The sequence below is a fragment of the Blautia argi genome (assembly GCF_003287895.1).
In the GTDB taxonomy this organism is placed as follows: Bacteria; Bacillota; Clostridia; order Lachnospirales; family Lachnospiraceae; genus Blautia; species Blautia argi.
The window spans coordinates 2129587-2146941 of record NZ_CP030280.1; the positions used below are offsets into that span (position 1 = coordinate 2129587).

Annotated in this window: 15 protein-coding genes; 2 read left to right on the plus strand and 13 right to left on the minus strand. The window is 39.9% G+C overall.

The genetic code is table 11. The features are described from left to right. Window positions 1-3 precede the first annotated feature (3 nt). Window positions 4-2073 carry an efflux RND transporter permease subunit gene (locus DQQ01_RS10425; protein WP_111919982.1) on the minus strand — a complete coding sequence of 690 codons (2070 nt, stop codon included), beginning with the start codon at window positions 2071-2073 and terminating at the stop codon, window positions 4-6. 214 nt (window positions 2074-2287) lie between these two features. On the opposite strand from DQQ01_RS10425, the gene DQQ01_RS10430 reads away from it, so the two are divergent. Then, a complete protein-coding gene (locus DQQ01_RS10430; RefSeq protein ID WP_111919983.1) occupies window positions 2288-2893 on the plus strand; it encodes a TetR/AcrR family transcriptional regulator in 606 nt (201 codons plus the stop codon). A 95-nt stretch (window positions 2894-2988) separates the two neighbouring features. On the opposite strand, the gene DQQ01_RS10435 is transcribed toward DQQ01_RS10430, so the two are convergent. After that, window positions 2989-5745, minus strand: coding sequence for a glycoside hydrolase family 3 protein (locus DQQ01_RS10435; RefSeq protein ID WP_111919984.1), 2757 nt, complete (start codon window positions 5743-5745; stop codon window positions 2989-2991). 122 nt (window positions 5746-5867) lie between these two features. On the opposite strand from DQQ01_RS10435, the gene DQQ01_RS10440 reads away from it, so the two are divergent. Continuing rightward, window positions 5868-6767 carry an AraC family transcriptional regulator gene (locus DQQ01_RS10440; protein WP_111919985.1) on the plus strand — a complete coding sequence of 300 codons (900 nt, stop codon included), beginning with the start codon at window positions 5868-5870 and terminating at the stop codon, window positions 6765-6767. Window positions 6768-6779: 12 nt separating this feature from the next. Here DQQ01_RS10440 and DQQ01_RS10445 read toward each other — a convergent pair whose 3' ends face one another. The 11 genes from DQQ01_RS10445 to DQQ01_RS10495 form a co-directional block, all read right to left on the minus strand. Continuing rightward, the gene (locus tag DQQ01_RS10445) at window positions 6780-6926 is read right to left on the minus strand and encodes a FeoB-associated Cys-rich membrane protein (RefSeq protein ID WP_111919986.1); all 147 of its coding nucleotides are present in this window, start codon (window positions 6924-6926) and stop codon (window positions 6780-6782) included. Window positions 6927-6950: 24 nt separating this feature from the next. Beyond that, window positions 6951-9143 (minus strand): ferrous iron transport protein B, encoded by a 2193-nt coding sequence (gene feoB, locus DQQ01_RS10450; RefSeq protein WP_111919987.1) that lies wholly within the window; start codon window positions 9141-9143, stop codon window positions 6951-6953. A 57-nt stretch (window positions 9144-9200) separates the two neighbouring features. Next, entirely contained in the window at window positions 9201-9419 is a 219-nt protein-coding gene (locus tag DQQ01_RS10455) for a FeoA family protein (RefSeq protein WP_111919988.1), read from the minus strand. A 16-nt stretch (window positions 9420-9435) separates the two neighbouring features. Next, window positions 9436-9648 (minus strand): FeoA family protein, encoded by a 213-nt coding sequence (locus DQQ01_RS10460; RefSeq protein WP_111919989.1) that lies wholly within the window; start codon window positions 9646-9648, stop codon window positions 9436-9438. Between the two features lie 193 nt (window positions 9649-9841). Then, complete coding sequence (locus DQQ01_RS10465) at window positions 9842-10072, minus strand: hypothetical protein (protein WP_111919990.1); 231 nt, start codon at window positions 10070-10072, stop codon at window positions 9842-9844. 83 nt (window positions 10073-10155) lie between these two features. Beyond that, a complete protein-coding gene (glf, locus tag DQQ01_RS10470) occupies window positions 10156-11256 on the minus strand; it encodes a UDP-galactopyranose mutase (protein ID WP_111919991.1) in 1101 nt (366 codons plus the stop codon). Between the two features lie 16 nt (window positions 11257-11272). Next, on the minus strand, window positions 11273-13219 hold the full coding sequence (locus DQQ01_RS10475; RefSeq protein ID WP_111919992.1) for a glycosyltransferase family 2 protein: 1947 nt from the start codon (window positions 13217-13219) through the stop codon (window positions 11273-11275). A gap of 2 nt (window positions 13220-13221) precedes the next feature. Continuing rightward, window positions 13222-15042, minus strand: coding sequence for a DUF4422 domain-containing protein (locus DQQ01_RS10480; protein WP_111919993.1), 1821 nt, complete (start codon window positions 15040-15042; stop codon window positions 13222-13224). Window positions 15043-15065: 23 nt separating this feature from the next. Continuing rightward, on the minus strand, window positions 15066-15530 hold the full coding sequence (locus DQQ01_RS16930; protein WP_111919994.1) for a polysaccharide pyruvyl transferase family protein: 465 nt from the start codon (window positions 15528-15530) through the stop codon (window positions 15066-15068). Continuing rightward, entirely contained in the window at window positions 15517-16446 is a 930-nt protein-coding gene (locus tag DQQ01_RS16935) for a polysaccharide pyruvyl transferase family protein (RefSeq protein WP_111919995.1), read from the minus strand. Before DQQ01_RS16935 ends, DQQ01_RS16930 begins: the two co-directional genes overlap by 14 nt. Beyond that, window positions 16397-17323 (minus strand): Coenzyme F420 hydrogenase/dehydrogenase, beta subunit C-terminal domain, encoded by a 927-nt coding sequence (locus DQQ01_RS10495; protein WP_111919996.1) that lies wholly within the window; start codon window positions 17321-17323, stop codon window positions 16397-16399. Before DQQ01_RS10495 ends, DQQ01_RS16935 begins: the two co-directional genes overlap by 50 nt. Between the last annotated feature and the right edge of the window lie 32 nt (window positions 17324-17355).

The following is a 17355-nucleotide window of genomic DNA, read 5'->3' on the forward strand; positions in this document are numbered from 1 at the left end:
CTCCTACTTTCTCACCTTGAAATTTTTACTTGTTGCACAGATAACTCTGTCGAACAGCCAGTACATAGCAGGTAAAAACAAAAGTACTGCACACATACTGATTAAAGCGCCTCTTGCCATCAGAAGACAGAGGGAACTAATCATATCAATTTTGGAATACATGCCAACGCCAAAAGTAGCTGCAAAGAAGCTAAACGCAGATACCATGACAGGTCGGATACTACTCTGCAGGGCAATACTGATGGCCTCTTTTTTGCTCTTGCCGCCGCCTCGCTCCTGCTCATACCTGCTGGTCATTAAAATCGCATAGTCCACAGTTGCCCCAAGCTGAATGGTTCCGATTACAATAGAAGCAATAAAGGGCAGCTCGGTTCCCGTCAGATAAGGGATACCCATGTTAATGAAAATCGCCCCTTCAATAACAAGCACCAGAATGACCGGAAGGGTTACGGATTTAAATACAAACAAAATAATCAGGAAAACCGCCAGTATAGACACTGCGCTGACCACTTTGAAATCATGGTCTGTAATCTCTATTAAATCCTTGGTACAGGGCGCTTCTCCAACCAGCATACCTGTTTTGTCATAGGATTTCAAAATTTTGTTCAGCTCATCAATCTGTACATTGACCTCTTCAGAAGCAGTCTGATATTCATTGGTAATAAGCATCAATTCATAATGGTCGCTTTCCAGAATTTCCTTTATATCTTCAGGAATCATGCTCTGAGGAAGGGAAGGTCCAATGAGCGTTTCCAGACCCAGCACTTCTTTCACGCCGTCAACCTTTTCCATTTCCTTTATCATTTTGTTCTTTTCCTTACCGGAAACGTTTTTATCCATAAGAATCATATGAGCAGCGCCCATGTGGTAATCTTCCTGCAATTTTTCATTTGCCATAATGGATTCCAAATCCTTTGGAAGGCTGGCGTCCAGATTGTAATATACCTTTGTATTTGCCTGGAAATAAGCAAAGGGGATAAACAACGCTACGCAGAGAAGGGCAAAGGTTTTATGATGCTTTACCAGGAACTCTGAAACCTTTGGAAAATCCGGTATCAGCTGTCTGTGTTTTGTCTTTTCCAAGGCTTTATCAAAAATCATAATCATGGAAGGAAGAACGGTGACGCAACAAATCACACCAAAGATGACACCTTTTGCCATAACAACACCCAAATCCATACCAAGAGTAAAACTCATAAAGCAAAGCGCCACAAAGCCTGCAATGGTGGTAATGGAACTTCCCACCACGGATTTAATGGTGGCTGCAATTGCCTGTGCCATGGCTTCCTTATGGTTGCTCCCGAAATGCTCCTTTTGCTCCTGATAACTGTGCCACAGGAAAATGGAATAATCCATGGTAACGCCAAGCTGCAGTACTGCACTTAGAGCTTTGGTTATATAGGAAATTTCTCCCTGCAAAACATTGGTTCCCATGTTGTAAACAATGGCAATTCCAATACTTATAAGAAACAGAAACGGAATCAGATAAGATTCCATGGTCAGCGCCAGTACAATACAGGACAGTACCACGGCAATCAAAACATAGACTGCAACCTCTGATTCTGCCAGATTTCTGGTATCTGTTACAATAGCTGACATGCCGCTGACAAAGCACTGCTCTCCTGCCAGCTTTCGGATATCTCCAATGGCGTCCATGGTTTCATCTGCCGAAGTAGTGGTGTCGAAAATAATAAACATCATGGTGGAATCTTCTGCAAACAAAACCTTCCTTATATTTTCCGGCAGCATTTCCACCGGCAGGCTTAAATCTGCAAAACTGTCATACCACACAACTTTAGCAACATGGTCCACCTTCTCCATTTTTTTCTTCAGCGCTGCCACATCTTTGTTGGGCATGCCTTCGCATACAAACATGGAATACGCGCCTGTTCCGAATTCATCTACCAGAATATCCTGCCCTTTCATGGTTTCAATGTCATCAGGCAGATAATACAGTACATCGTAATTCACTCTGGTGTTTATGTATCCGATTCCTGCAGGTATTAAAAGCAGCAAACTCAGGATAAAAATCGGAATTCGGAATTTTACAATCTTTCTTCCCAGCTTTACCATTTTCTTTCCTCCCTTATATTTTTCCGAATTTTATTTATGACCCTTGGTCATTTATTGTTATAACGCAAAACTGACTTTTAGTCAATATATTTTATGACCAAAAGTCAGTTTATTTTTTTATGCAATCTGTAGAATCCGTATTTTTCCTTGTTTAAGATTTGACTTTTTCCCTCTTTCTTCTCTATAATTGTATGGAAGGAGGCGGATAGTACAAATGAGTAAGGTAGAAAATAATAAAGAACAGAAACGAAATTCCCTTTTGGATTCTGCTTTCACTCTGTTCATTGACAATGGCTTCAGCAAAACTTCCATTGCAGACATTGTAAAAAAAGCCGGAGTGGCAAAAGGAACCTTCTATCTGTATTTCAAGGATAAATACGATATTCGCAATCATTTAATCAGTCACAAGGCAAACCAGGTCTTTCAGGCTGCCTGTGCAGAGCTTGCAAAACATGAAGAAATTAAAGATTTTGAAGAACAGGTTTTATTCATTATTAACAACATACTGGATCAGTTTGCCGGAAATCACAATCTGGTGCTTCTGATTTCCAAACATTTAAGCTGGGGATTTTTCAAGGATTTTCTGTCCGCTGCGCCGGGAAAGGATATCCCCTCTATCTATGAAACGTATGAGGCCATGCTGGCACATGCTGCACACACCTACCGAACGCCGGACATTATGATGTATATGATTTTAGAATTAGTCAGCGGCACCAGTTATAACACCATTCTCTATGAACAGCCGGTACCTTTAAACCAGATTAAGAAACCTCTCTATGAGATTATCAAAGGAATTTTTATACAATATCGGGAAAGCTGATGACTACTTAAGCATACAGCGCCCTGCAAAACAGGCAGAAGGCTGCCACAGTCCACATACACCAAGAATGTTTCCTGTAGCAGCCTCCTTCTTTTTTATCTGCACACTTCCAGCCAGTCAATTTCCATACCTGCTTTTATATGTTGCAAATCCACTTCATATTCCCCCGGCTTCAAATCTATATTATCCAGCCTGATAAGATTCCACTCATTTCCTGTCCCATTGGTCTGTATGGTTGCTACAGGCTTTCCGTTCAACAGCAGATTACAGGAGGACTGTGCCTGTTCTAAAAGGGCAGAACGCAGCTTCACCATAATTTTATACCGTCCCGCATGTTCCAGAGAAAGCTTCATGGTTTCCGGCTCTTTTGGCAGCAATTTTACCGGCATAAAGACAAAGCTTTTGGTATCCTTTTCCAGTTCTTCCTTTGTCTTTAAAGGTCTTTCTGCCACCGGACTTTCCAGAAGAAAACCACAGATGTTCAAGGCGCATCTTTGCAGTTCTCCAACTGTCAGTTTTCCCTTTTCCAGGGCTTCCAGGGTATTATCCTCATATGCATTCTCCTCAGAACCACCGTTTGCCACAACCATGTACAAGTCATTCTGCGCCCGCACCATGGCCGCCGTATTTCTCATATCCTCTTTTCCCCCTTCTTCCGGGTCATTCATTTTTGCCCACCAGTCTGTCATAACAATGCCTTTATAGCCCCATTCCTTTCGCAGCACGGTTGTGCATAAGTCATAATTAGAGGCAGTCCAGTGTCCGTTTAAAGGATTATAAGAAGTCATCAGAGAACGGGCCTTTCCTTCTCGCACTGCCATTTCAAATCCTTTTAAATAAATTTCCCGGACTGCTCTTTGTGATACAACGGAATCTGCAGCCGTTCTGCCTTTTTCCTGGTTGTTGCAGGCAAAGTGTTTGATAGTTGCCGCAGCGCCTGTCTTTCCAATCCCTCTTACTGCCGCTATGGCACAGATGCCTGTCAGATAGGGGTCTTCGGAGAAATATTCAAAGTTTCTGCCATTTAACGGACTTCTGTGAATATTCATTCCGGGCCCCAGAAGTGTATCAATCTGATTCCTTAAAAGTTCTTTTCCTTCCCATTCATACAAATCTTCCAGCATTTCCCTGTTCCAGCTTGCCGCCAGCATGGTACCAATAGGCATCTGTGTTGCCTGCAGCCCGCTGTCCATGCGAATTCCGGAAGGACCGTCTGCTGTACAGGCTGCCGGAATACCGTATCGATAAAGGCTGGGGGCGGTTCCTCCAAAGGCAGAGGCGGTTCCCGGTGTTACCATAGGATTGCACATACCCTCTCCTCTGACAATTCTTGCCAGTTCCTCTTTGCCAAACTGAGCTACAAACTCTTCCAAAGTTGCCTTCTTATCCTTTACCATGGCAAAAGTGATGCCCTTATCTCCGGTAATTTTCATCTCTTTTGGAAGATTCTCACGAATTCTCTCTTTTAAAGAAATGCTCTGCATTGGCACTTTCTCTCTGCTTGCTTCATATATGCCATTTTCCAGTAATTTACCGGGGCGGAGTCTTTCAAAATTTTCCGTAGGAGCCAGAACCTCCTGAAGCTGTTGCACTACCGTACATACCGGAATTTCCAATCCCTCTTTTCCCTCTATATTCACAAGAACAGCGCTTCTTACATCTGTTCCCACATACAGACGGTACAACCCTGCTTCCAAAACATAGGCATTTTTACAACCGGTTACACCACTGTCATCATAGGACGCCATTTGCTCTGCCCCTATGGTAAAGGTCAGATTCTGGCTTTCCCCTGGCGCTAAAAGCTTTGTTTTTCCAAAAGCTGCAAGCTGCCGCACCGGCTGTCCCAGCCTGCCCTGAGGCGCTTCATAATAAATCTGTACCACTTCTTTTCCGCTGTAGGTTTCTCCTGTATTGGTAACACGGACTTTTATGGTAATCTCCCCATTTTTGCCCTCTCCGCTTATTCCTGTATCTGTAATCTCTGTCTGAAATTCTGTGTATGAAAGTCCAAAGCCAAAAGGAAACTGCACCTTTTCCGGGGCAAAAGTTTCGAAATAGCGGTATCCCACATAAACATCTTCTTTATAGCAATTTTTCTTTTCATCGCCGAAATCCCCAGTGCTTGGATAATCTTCAATATGATAAGCAATGGTATCCGGCAGCTTTCCGCTAGGGGTTACGGCGCCTGTCATAACGTCTGCGCTGGCATTTCCTGCTTCCATACCGCCCTGCCAGGTATAAAGCACACCGCAGATATGTTCTCTGTTTTTCATGGTGCAAAGCCAGCTCATATCCATAATATTAGAAACATTCAGCACCACAGCCGTTTTTTCAAAGCTGGCTGCCACGATTTCAATAAGCGCCTCTTCTTCCTTTGTCAAAAGATAGCTGCCCTCCACGGCTGCATTATCCTGGTCCTCCCCAGCCGTTCTTCCAATGACCACCAACGCCTTATTTGAGGTTTTTCTGGCTTTTTTTACCAGCGCCTCACTTACCGGCATCTCCTTCTGATACCAGGGCTCTCCTGCCCAGACACCGCCACCGTTGTCAAAAGGATTCTCTTTTATCCAGTCTTCATACACGGAAATCAATTCTTCGTTTAAAGAAATCTCCTTATGGCGGCGGAAGCCCTCTACCAGGTTTGTGGTATAAGGCGTATGTACCGCGCCCCCGGAGCCGGTTCCGCTTTTGTAATAATTTATCTGACATCTTCCGAAAAGGGCAACGTTGTCCTCTTTTGTCAAAGGAAACATCTGCTGTTCGTTTTTCAAAAGGACCATGCCCTCTGCTGCTGCCTCTCTTACCTTATCTCCAAAGCCCTCTAAGGGCACTCCTATTTTTGTACCTTCCATACTCTCATTTCCTTTCTGCTTTCCATAGGGATTTTCTGCCTTTATTATAGACGTTTCCCAAATTCCATGCTATAATTTCCATGCTCAAAAATAGTAAAATTTTGTCCTGCGAGGAATTTATCATGGAATATATGAAAGAAAAAAAGCCCTGCATTGACGGCATTCCATTGCAGTATGTATGCCATTTGCAGGACATGAAGGGAAAGGGCATGGTGTATCCTGCCCACTACCATGAATATATTGAAATTTTATTCGGAAAAGAAGAATCCTTTGAGATTTATCTGGGGAACTCTTATCACCGCTTCGGTCCAGGAGATATGGTGCTGATTCCCGCCAATGAAGTGCATCTCATTAACAGCCTGTCCCAGCAGGGCGGCGCTTATTATGTTATACGTTTTCTGCCCCGGCTGATTTACAACGGACTTTCCCAGAGCAGACTGGAACTTCTCTATCTCCTCCCCTTTCTCACAGACAGTCAGGGGCAGGAAAAAATTATAAAAAAAGAAGTTTTGCAGAAAACCCAAATTCCCCGGCTGATAAAAGAAGTATTTCGAGAAGACATGGAAAAAGCCTATGGATATGAACTGGCTGTCCGAAACCACATTGGCAGCATTTTTTTGTGGATTCTGCGTTACTGGCATAAAAATGGGGCAGCCCTTTCTTCAGACTCCCCCATTCACACGGAACTGGCTCTGCAGCTCGCCCCTGCCCTTTCCTATGTGCAGGAACACTACGACCTGCCCTTAAAAGCCCGGAACGTGGCAAAGCTTTGCGGCATGAGCTCCAGTTATTTTTCCCGCAGCTTTAACCGGATTCTGGATATGAGTTTCACAGACTATGTCACCCGTATCCGCCTGGCAGAAGCAGAAAAATTGCTAGTGTCCTCCACGCTTTCTGTAACAGAAATTGCCATGCAGTGCGGCTTTGGCTCCACCAGTTATTTTATCCGTCTGTTTCAAAAGCAGAAAAAACGAACGCCTCTGCAGTTTCGCCGAGAATTCAGAACCCCAAAGCCCACATAACCGCTTTTCCTTTTAATGTTTAATGTGGCTGCATCCGTGGCAGCTTCCGCAGCAACCGCTGCACCCTGCCTGTGGATTTTTCCGTTTCTTTATCTGACGATAAATCACATAACCACAATACAGAACAATGCTGCCTGCGATTAAAACATTCAAAAGCATACGCTCTTCCTCCTTCTGTTCTTTTTATCCTGCTGCCTGTACCGATGTCTTTGTATCTGCTCTTTTATGCTTATAGGGGTCTGGACGAAGCAGGAAAAACAGCATCACTGCCGCTGCCAGAATCCCTGCTGCAGAGCCCACAGTAAAGACTCCACTGGTTATCAAAAGCCCAATCTGATAAATACTCAGGCACACCAGGTAAGCAAATACATTCTGGAACAAAATAGCAAACCAGAACCATTTTCTGGACTGCATCTGCTGTGCCATAGTTGCAATCGCTGCCAGACACGGAGAGTCCAGAAGATTAAACAGCAGGAAGGTAAAAGCTGCCAGAGCGCCCGGAAACCAGGTCTGGATTGCCGCTCCCACGGTTACAGGGTCTTCGGAAAGACTGCTGCCCACATTTGCCAGAACACCCATGGTAGAAACAATGGCTTCCTTTGCCGTAAAGCCGGAAAGCGCTGCTGCCACTGGCTGCCACTCCCCAAATCCAAGAGGTGCAAAAATCGGTGCAAGTATACCGCCCATAGCTGCCAGAAGACTGTTATTACTGTCCTCTACCATGCCGAAGCCGCTTTCCGTAAATCCAAAGCCACCCAAAAACCACATAACCACACAGGCAAGAAACAAAATGGTACCCGCTTTTACAACGAATCCCTTCAGTCTTTCCCACACATGCAAAAGCACGGTTTTTAAAGAAGGAATATGGTACTGCGGAAGCTCCATAACAAAGGGCGCCGGTTCACCGGAGAAGGGCTTTGTCTTTTTCAACATAATTGCAGATACCAACACGGCTGAGATTCCCAGCAAATACATAAGCGGCGCCATAAGTCCGCCCACCTCGTAGCTGCCTGTGGTATAGCTCACCATAACGCCACCCATGAGTGCAATTACCGGAAGCTTAGCTCCACAGGGAACAAAGGTTGCTGTCATAATGGTCAAACGCCTGTCATTGTCATTTTCAATGGTTTTTGACGCCATAATACCCGGAATCCCACAGCCAGAAGAAATCAACAGAGGAATAAAACTTTTTCCGGAAAGTCCAAAATGGCGGAAAATACGATCCATAACAAACGCGATACGAACCATGTACCCACAGTCTTCTAAAACGGATAAAAACAAGAATAAAATTGCCATCTGCGGTACAAAGCCCAGTACAGCACCTATCCCACCGATAATCCCGTCAACTACTAAACTGATAATCAAATCCCCTGCTCCCGCGGCCGCCAGCAAGCCGGAAGCTGCCTCCTGTATGGCAACTACAAAAGTATCATTGGTCCAATCCGTTGCCATGGTTCCTGCTGTACTTACAGAAACATAATATACCAGACCCATAACAAGAAGGAAAATGGGAAGACCTAAAATACGGTTTGTCACAATCCGGTCAATCTTATCTGACATGGTCAGTTTACCAACCTTCTTTCTCACAGCAGATGCAACCACCTTCTGGATAAAAGAATAACGCTCATCTGTGATAATGCTCTCCATATCATCGTCCTCTTTTTTCTCCAGAAATGCTGCTTCCTGCTCAATCCGCTTGCTTATCTGAAAATCCAGGGAAAGTTCCTCCAACACCTTTCCATCTCTTTCCAACAGTTTTACAGCATACCAGCGAAGCTTGGTTTCTTCTACGATTCCCTGCAAAAGTCCTTCCGTTTTTGCAATGGCGCTTTCCATGTCCCTGCTAAAAATCCTTTTGGGCAATACCTGTTCTTCCTGCTTTGCACAGCGGACTGCCTCCTGTATGGCTTCCTGCAGACCTATTCCTTTCAGCGCAGAAGTCTTTACCACCGGACAGCCAAGCAGAGTACTCAAGCGCCGTATATCAATCTGAATCTCATTTTTTTCCAGCAGGTCTGCCATATTCAGAGCAACCACCACCGGCACCCCTGTTTCCATAAGCTGTGTGGTCAGATACAGATTTCGCTCAATATTAGTGGCATCTACCAGATTTAAAATCACGTCAGGCTTTTCTTTTAACAGATAATCCCGGCTTACAACCTCCTCCAGTGTATACGGAGAGAGTGAATAGATACCCGGCAGGTCTGTCACAAAGATTTCTTCCCTGTTTCCTTTCTTCCCTTTGATTTTCCCCTCTTTCTTTTCCACCGTAACCCCCGGCCAGTTCCCAACATACTGATTCGCGCCGGTTAGTGCATTAAACATGGTCGTTTTTCCGCAGTTTGGGTTTCCGGCGAGTGCAATCCTTATTGCCATTTTTCCTTCCTCCTGGTTTTTATTTAGTTAGTTTTGATTAACCTCATTCTAAAAAAATTACTGTAGCTGTATACATTGAGCGTCCTGCTTTCTCAGGGAAAGCTCATATCCGCGAACGGTAATCTCTACCGGGTCACCAAGAGGCGCCACCTTACGAACATAGATTTCACAGCCCTTTGTAATACCCATATCCATAATCCGGCGTTTATACGCACCCTCCCCTTCAATTTTGGAAACCACTACAGTGGTTCCTACCCTTGCATCTCTTAACGTCATCTTTCTTCCCCTTTCTCTATACCAGAATGCGCTTTGCCATATCCTCATTAATAGCTACCCTGGAATCTCTGATATTTACAATCATATTTCCATTCAATTTGGAAATCACACAGACAGGGGCCTGCTCCACAAATCCCAAATTTGCCAGAAATCGCCTGGTATCTGCAGCGCCCCCGACTCGTCTTATAATTCCCTGCTCTCCGTTTTGTAAGAAAATTAATGGCTGCATAAACTCCCTCCATTCATCAGATTCTTAGTTCTCTCTAACTTTTATTAGCATTGACTAACTCTATTAATTAGGATACGCTAACTGTCATGAAATGTCAATAGTTATTTTGAGAATTTTGCAAACCATTTTCAGGTACTGCCAATTCCGGTATCTTTTTTAATAATGTCCGAAATATGTCATCAAAGGGAGAAGGTCAGTTAATCAATTCCTGTAATTCCTGAAACAGCTTCAAATCAGACTCCTTAATTTTGATTTTAGAGGACGCTGTTTCTTCCCCCGGTCTTCGAATGCTCAGTTCAATCTCTGTATCTTTATCCACACCTTTTCCAAATGCATTTACAAAAAAGTCAAAAAAGTGCGGGTGGTTTGCCATAAATTTTTTTCTCTCGTTTAACATTTTCATTACTGTAACTGGATTTACCATTTTCATTTCTCCTTTGTATTTAGTCAGAGCCTCACCAATGCCAACGCACTGATGAAGCTCTGTTGTCATTCCACTTTAAATCTTTATACCAGTTCTTTTTTTGCAGTTTCCAATGCAGCCTCGATCACCTTATCCATATCATAATATTTATAGTTTCCAAGACGTCCGCCAAAGATAACATTTTTTTCTTGAACCGCCAGTTTCCTGTATTCTTCAAAAAGTTTGTTATTCTGTTCATTGTTTACCGGATAATAAGGCTCCATGCCTACCTTCCATTCAGAAGAATATTCTCTGGAAATCACTGTTTTTTCCTGTTTGCCAAATTCAAAATGCTTGTGTTCAATAATTCGGGTATACGGCACTTCTCTCTCCGTATAATTTACTACCGCATTTCCCTGGTAATTGTCTGTATCCAGCACTTCTGTTTCAAAACGCACGGAACGGTATTCCAAAGCCCCCAATCTGTAGCCGAAATACTCATCAATCATACCCGTAAAGACTGTCTTCTCTGCCACATCTGAATTTTCCTTGATAAATTCGAAATAATCTGTACTTGTCTTTACGTCCACACCTTCCAGCATCTTTTCTACAATCCTGGTATAACCGCCCATAGGAATACCCTGGAAACGGTCATTAAAATAATTATTATCATAGGTAAAACGCACCGGAAGACGTTTGATAATAAAGGCCGGAAGGTCTTTGCAATCCCTGCCCCACTGTTTCTCTGTGTAGCCTTTTACCAGCTTTTCAAAAACATCTTTTCCAACCAAAGATAATCCCTGTTCTTCCAGGTTCTTTGGCTCTGTAATACCCGTTTCTGCTACCTGCTGGGCAATTTTAGCTTTTGCCTCCTGTGGAGTACGGATATTCCACATTTTACTGAAAGTATTCATGTTAAAAGGCAGGTTGTAAAGCTCGTCCTTGTATACTGCAACCGGAGAGTTGATATAATTATTAAACTCTGCAAACTGATTGATATAGTTCCAGACTTCCTTATTAGAGGTGTGGAAAATGTGCGCTCCGTACTTGTGTACATTGATTCCTTCGATTTCCTCGCAGTAAATATTACCTGCAATATGGTCACGCTTATCAATAACCAGACACGTTTTTCCTTTTTTCTTTGCTTCGTGAGCAAAAACAGCGCCGAAAAGACCGGCTCCTACTATTAAATAATCGTATTTCATTGTTTCTTCCTCTCTGCTATCTCTGACTGGATAATTCAGCCAAAAACTTCTGTCGTTCTTTTATTACTTCGTATAAAGTTTTAATATATGTTTTTTCTACAGAATATCCATGTTTTTTCAGAAAATCTACATTTGTTAAACTTGCTATTCTTAAGAGTGAATCTACAGCTTCTACTTGACTGTTTTCACCATTTGGGAATTCAGATGGCGAAGCTTTAAATGCTCTTGTATTATTAACAATAATTTTTCCTAATTCATCTCCATTTAACATTTCAAGAATTTTCACCTGTAAATATGCACAGTTCTTTTCTATTGATAATCTCATTAATTTCACAAAAATGTTTAAAACAATTTTACATTTTTCTGTACTTATCCAGTCTGGTCTGTGTATGTTACGATGTATATAGGTAATATTCTGATACCAAGCCCTACGCTCTGTATGCAGACATGCAAATGCCAAAAATTCAAAACCTGTTAAAATTGTACTTTCATGGAAAAGTATTTCATTTTTTCTTAAATACTCTGTCCTGAAAATCATACTGTGAAAATCACTTTCTAAATATTTCCCAATATTTTCTTCCGGATTAGAAATACTACGATATTCTCCAGCCAATGCTCCTGGAACATTTTTCATACAATACATGCTTCCACATACATCTACATTTTCGGATTCTGTGTACTCAATCCATTCTTTCAAGCTGCTTTTATTTTCATACCAATCATATGTTTCCATAAAGGTGATATATTTTGCTCTTGCAAGATTCATTCCTCTATTCAAGGCTTCTGCATAAGAAGTATGCGCTATATTTAAAAGACGAATCCTCTTATCCTTAAATAAATACTTATGAAGAATTGCATAATTTTCATTTTTCGTACCATTATTCACAAGCAGAATTTCCATTTCTTCTAAAGATTGTTCTAATATATTAGCTATCGTTTCTTCCAGATATTCTGCCTCAATATCGACTGGAATTACCAAAGAAAGCCTTGGAATTATCTTTTCTTCCTGTGCCACCTGTTCAAAATAATCCACCATTTCCCGTTTCCATTCCGGCATATCAAACTTATATTCAGGATAACCACATTTATTCCATACGTCAATCATTTTCGTAGCCAAATCAACTTTATTTTCTAATGAAAGAAAAATAAAATCATCATATAAAAATGGTATACTCCATTCCAGAAATGCCTCTTTGATATGTTCCTTTTCCTGATATTTCATAACAGTTTCAGCAATATCTGCTATCAGTCGCCCGTGTTCTAATACCTTTTTTTCAGGATCTCCATAAACAGTCTGATTCATCAAAGAACCTTCTCTGCACCAAAAATAATTGTATAATTTATCCGGAATAACAGTAATAGACTCTGCTAAAGGATATACTTTACATTGAAAAGCTTTATCCTCTCCAATCATAATCGTTTCATTCAGACGCAGATTATATTTATCTATTAAAGACTTTTTAATTAAAGTTCTCCAAAGAAATGGTGTCACTGTCATATCATGAAACAACATATTTGCATCAAATTTATCATATTTTCTATATCCGGGAGAAAGACATGCATACAGCCAATCACTTGCCCTTGGCGTTTCCGGCAAAATATTGGCGCCGCATACCACTACATCTGATTTTTCCTTTTTTGCAGTGTTATAAAGTTTCTCAAACATATCCGGCTGTACATAATCATCAGAATCCACAAAACCAATATATTCTCCTCTGGCTCTTTCAATTCCTGCATTTCTGGCAGAAGGAAGCCCTCCATTTTCTTTGCTTACAATAATAACTCTAGAATCATTCTCCTGATATTTTTTTAAGATTTCCAGACTTTTATCTGTAGAACCATCATTTACACAAATGACTTCTATTCTGGTTAATGATTGATTTAAAACACTATCCAAGCATCTTTCAAGATATTCTTCTACATTATAAACTGGTATTAATACCGATACTAATGGTTGCGCCATGTCTATTTACTTCCTTTCCCTGTAATCCCTTTAATCACTTTACCACATGAATATGTAATTGTTTTCTTTAAGCCATTGTGCTGATAGAAAAATCTTAATTTTCCCAACAAACTATAATTTCTCCATTCTTCGTTTCCGGCATTTATATTTTCTTCTGGTACTGGATGATACTCTGGTACTGGTTGCTGCACTTGTTCCACCTCATGAGAAGGCTGCCAGTTTGCTTGTCCCCATTCGTTGATTTCTTTCTGCTGTTTTGTATATAAAACTTTTATCGCTCTTGAATTCGGCGCCATAAATCCAAATACTGGTGGTACCTTCATAGCATTATCCCACCAAAAAATACTATAAACTCCCTGACTGTCAATCCATGGTTCTATTTCATCGTATACCAACAATGCTCTCCATGTAGCCTGCAGTTGAATATCTCCTCTTGTTTGTGCTGCATGTAATATGGAGTTCTTTGCATCTCTTTCTCTATCTCTGGTGACAAAATACCATGGAATATATCCTATCTGATTTTCACAAAACCGGTTAAAAATTTCCATTCCATGTTTACCGGCATTTATATCATTTTCGGATTTCTCCCACATCTTATGCTGTCTGAGCCTTCCGCAATTCAGGACAAGAATATAGGAAGAAAGTTCTTTCTTCTGAGCCTTTACATCATAATCTTTTAATGATGTCCCTACTGCATAGTAATCATCAGTACTACAGATTCGATAGAATTCCCCTAAATCCTGAAGTGCAACAATATTCCCAGACATGTATATGCATTTATTGATACCTGATAATGCCTCAGATACATAAAGCGGATAAAATTCTTCCTTCACATCCGTATCAATAAATTCTATTTTACAATAAGAATATTTTTTCTCAAATTCGTCAAATTTTTGTCTTTCATGTGCTTCCAAATGGCCATCATTTAACAGATAAAACTGAAACTGGTTATATCCTTTTGCAGCTTCTAAAATAGATGTCATTGTTGTTCCTACCTGGAACAGTTTCTCTCTGCTTACAGGCATTGCAATTGGTATCTTTACCGGATCTTCAATAAAGGAGATAGGAAGCACCTTATATTTTAAACTTTTATCTGCCATCAATTTTGCTATAAAAATACCGGTTAAACGTTCCGAAATAAAGAATCTTTTTTCACTAACATCTACACGTTTTTCAAATTCTTCCAGAATGTCAAAAATCCATTCACAATATTGGAAAAATAACTTTTTATTCATAATAAACATATTGCAAAAGTTACTGTAATCTCCTGCAAAATATTCTTTTGTTATTTCCTTATATTCCGGATATTTTTCCAGCATAATGTCAACTGCTAAATCTAAGTCTTCCTGTCTGTGATTTTCAATATAATGATTATATACATTAATGACTTTTCCTATATGCGTAATAAAATCGCAGCCCTCTAACATATTGTAGACTTTTTCCGGTGAATAATTAATTTCCCTTAAATAGCTTTCTTCATCAAAGTTTTCAATGTTATATACTATTTTTTCATCTTCTCTAAAGACAAAATGACGTCTATAGTGCATAAGCCCAATATAATCCGGATTTCCTAATTTATCATAATTCTTCCACGCCCAATATAAACTGGTCATTTCATTGTAACAGCCATTTCGATCTGAAATATTTTCCCCAGTATCATCCCCTATCATATTGTCTAACATCCATTGGTAGTTTTTATCTCCTGGTGCTGCCTTTTTTCTTGCATTAGCACGACCAACATGAATCGGTGTGAAAATTTCATCTTTAAATAATGTTGCTGGCTTATGATAGCATATTAGCAATTTGACATTTTTCATTTTCATTCTTTCCCCTTTGTAAATTTCTATTAAATTTCTTTCAACTTCTTATTTTCTCTTTCTAATCTATGAAGTTTATTTAATGTTTTTACTAATAAAGTATTCTTAGATTCATTTTCTTTCTTTTCTTTATTTAATACTGTTGTAAGCCATTCCAGAGAACTCTTTTTCTCTTCTTCCAGAATGGTATCCACACTTTTGTAATCAATATTCTCTAACAGAATATCATTACCAATAATTTCCCGTGCATTATCTACCATATGATTTCTTATCTTCAACAAATTGAACAATGACTCAAATCTTGTATATCCTCTTGATTTATTTGCAATACAAATAAAATTTTTATGGTATATAAGACCAAAACAAATACCATGATGAGAATCTGAAAATAAATACTTACAGTCTTTTATTAGCTTAACAAAATCTTCAATTCCTACATTGTCTACAACATTTTTCTGTCCCCACTTTTCTTTACTAGAATTAAAGGTTTTCATATCTAAAACTACTTTTGCCTTTAGTCCCCAACTTTTCTTCTAGATATTTCACTGCTTCCTTCTTCTCCGGAGTTGGATCTAGAATATAACAAAGCATATACTCTCCTTCTGTTTCTACCTTTGCCTGACTTGCTAACTCGTCATAATGTTTTATATCGCAAAGAAAAACTGGATCCAATCGCCTAACTGCCTCTACCCCGAAGCTCTTATGACAAATTTCTTCTCCTGAAGATTCCCGCACTGAAATGTCATCAAATTGCTGCAAATATGCACTTGCAATTGCTTTTTCCTCATCTGTACCTTTATACTCTGCATATCCAAGTGAGGTTGCATATGCGAGCTTTTTTTTGTTCTCATCAACAAAATCAAGGAAAAATGTGTATCCAACCAATCCGACATAACTCTGTACCCATAATTGATCTGAACCCACCATAAATGAATCACAAAAGCGATTACATTCTTGCATTTCATCTATTGACCTCTCTTTTGATACAGGAAAATGTTTTTCCATAAATTTTATATTATTTTCTGTCACCGGTTCCCATTGTCCTCCGTCAAGTTTAGGAATCCTGAGCATAATTGCTAACAAATTCATATCATCTAGAATCTTTCCTAATGCAAAATATGTTAACACACTTCCATAATTAGCTGCAAACCACCAACCAACAAGTCCTACATCATATCTCCATTTTTGTCCATACCACAAAGATTTATGGTAACCATCTTTTTCTAAATGATTAAAGAAAAACTTACGTCCTGGATGTGCTTTATTAGGTCTAACTAATTGTCCATTGTATTTTACTGCAAAATCCAAGGGTGCTTCTTTGCATAATTTCATCTGTGGTCTTACCTTTTCGAAAATTTCTTTACCCTTTTCCGTATTTAACAAGGACCAAAGATGTTCCTTTCCAGTCATTACAAGTTTTATCCCAACGATGTATCTGCCAAAAATCTCCCAATGTAATATCCCCCACACGATTGCGGTTTGCATATCGACATTGTTTACAACATTTTCTATTAATAATCCCTCCTAAAAATCCGTCATTCCATTTTGACTGATTCCATGCAGCATTAAAAACTGTTCCATCTTTAAAATAAATTGTAGTAGGTGTTGACCAACCATAAACCGTTTTATCTCTAAAATTTACTTCTTTGATTTCTTTTCCATCTGCTGTTTCCTGCACAAAAGATTGATATGCCGTTACTGAATTTGCTCCATGGCACACCAAATCTGCTGTATATAGCCCATTTCTATCTCCTCCTAAAAAGAAATACAAACCTGCTACCTGACATGGACATCCAACAAATAAAACTTTTTGTCCTTGTTTTAATACTTCATCTATTTTCTTATATACATTCTCTGTGCTACTTTGAACATATTTAGATCCCCTTAATTTAGGCAAGTCTTCTTTTTTGTTAATTATAATATGTTTCACTTCCATATAATCTTCTGTATATGCTGCCCCACATACAATACCATTTTCCTCTAAAATAACATTTGCCATCAAGGTAAACATACCGCCAGACGAACTCACTTGCCTTATCTCGTTTTCTGCCATCATAGCATAGCAAGCTCCCTCTTGGTGCTTCATAATCTCTGCTTTTTCCACGTTAAGTTCTGGACAAACTTTTTGACACTGTTTACAATTTATACATAGTTCTTGATTAACTTTAGGATATATAAATCCCTCGGAATCGAATACCATATCAATAGCATTTACAGGGCATTTATTATAACATGCACCACAACCTGTACATAACTCTTTATTTAATCTCTCGATAGTATCTTTCATTTTGTATTCTCCTCATATAATTTTCCAATAAT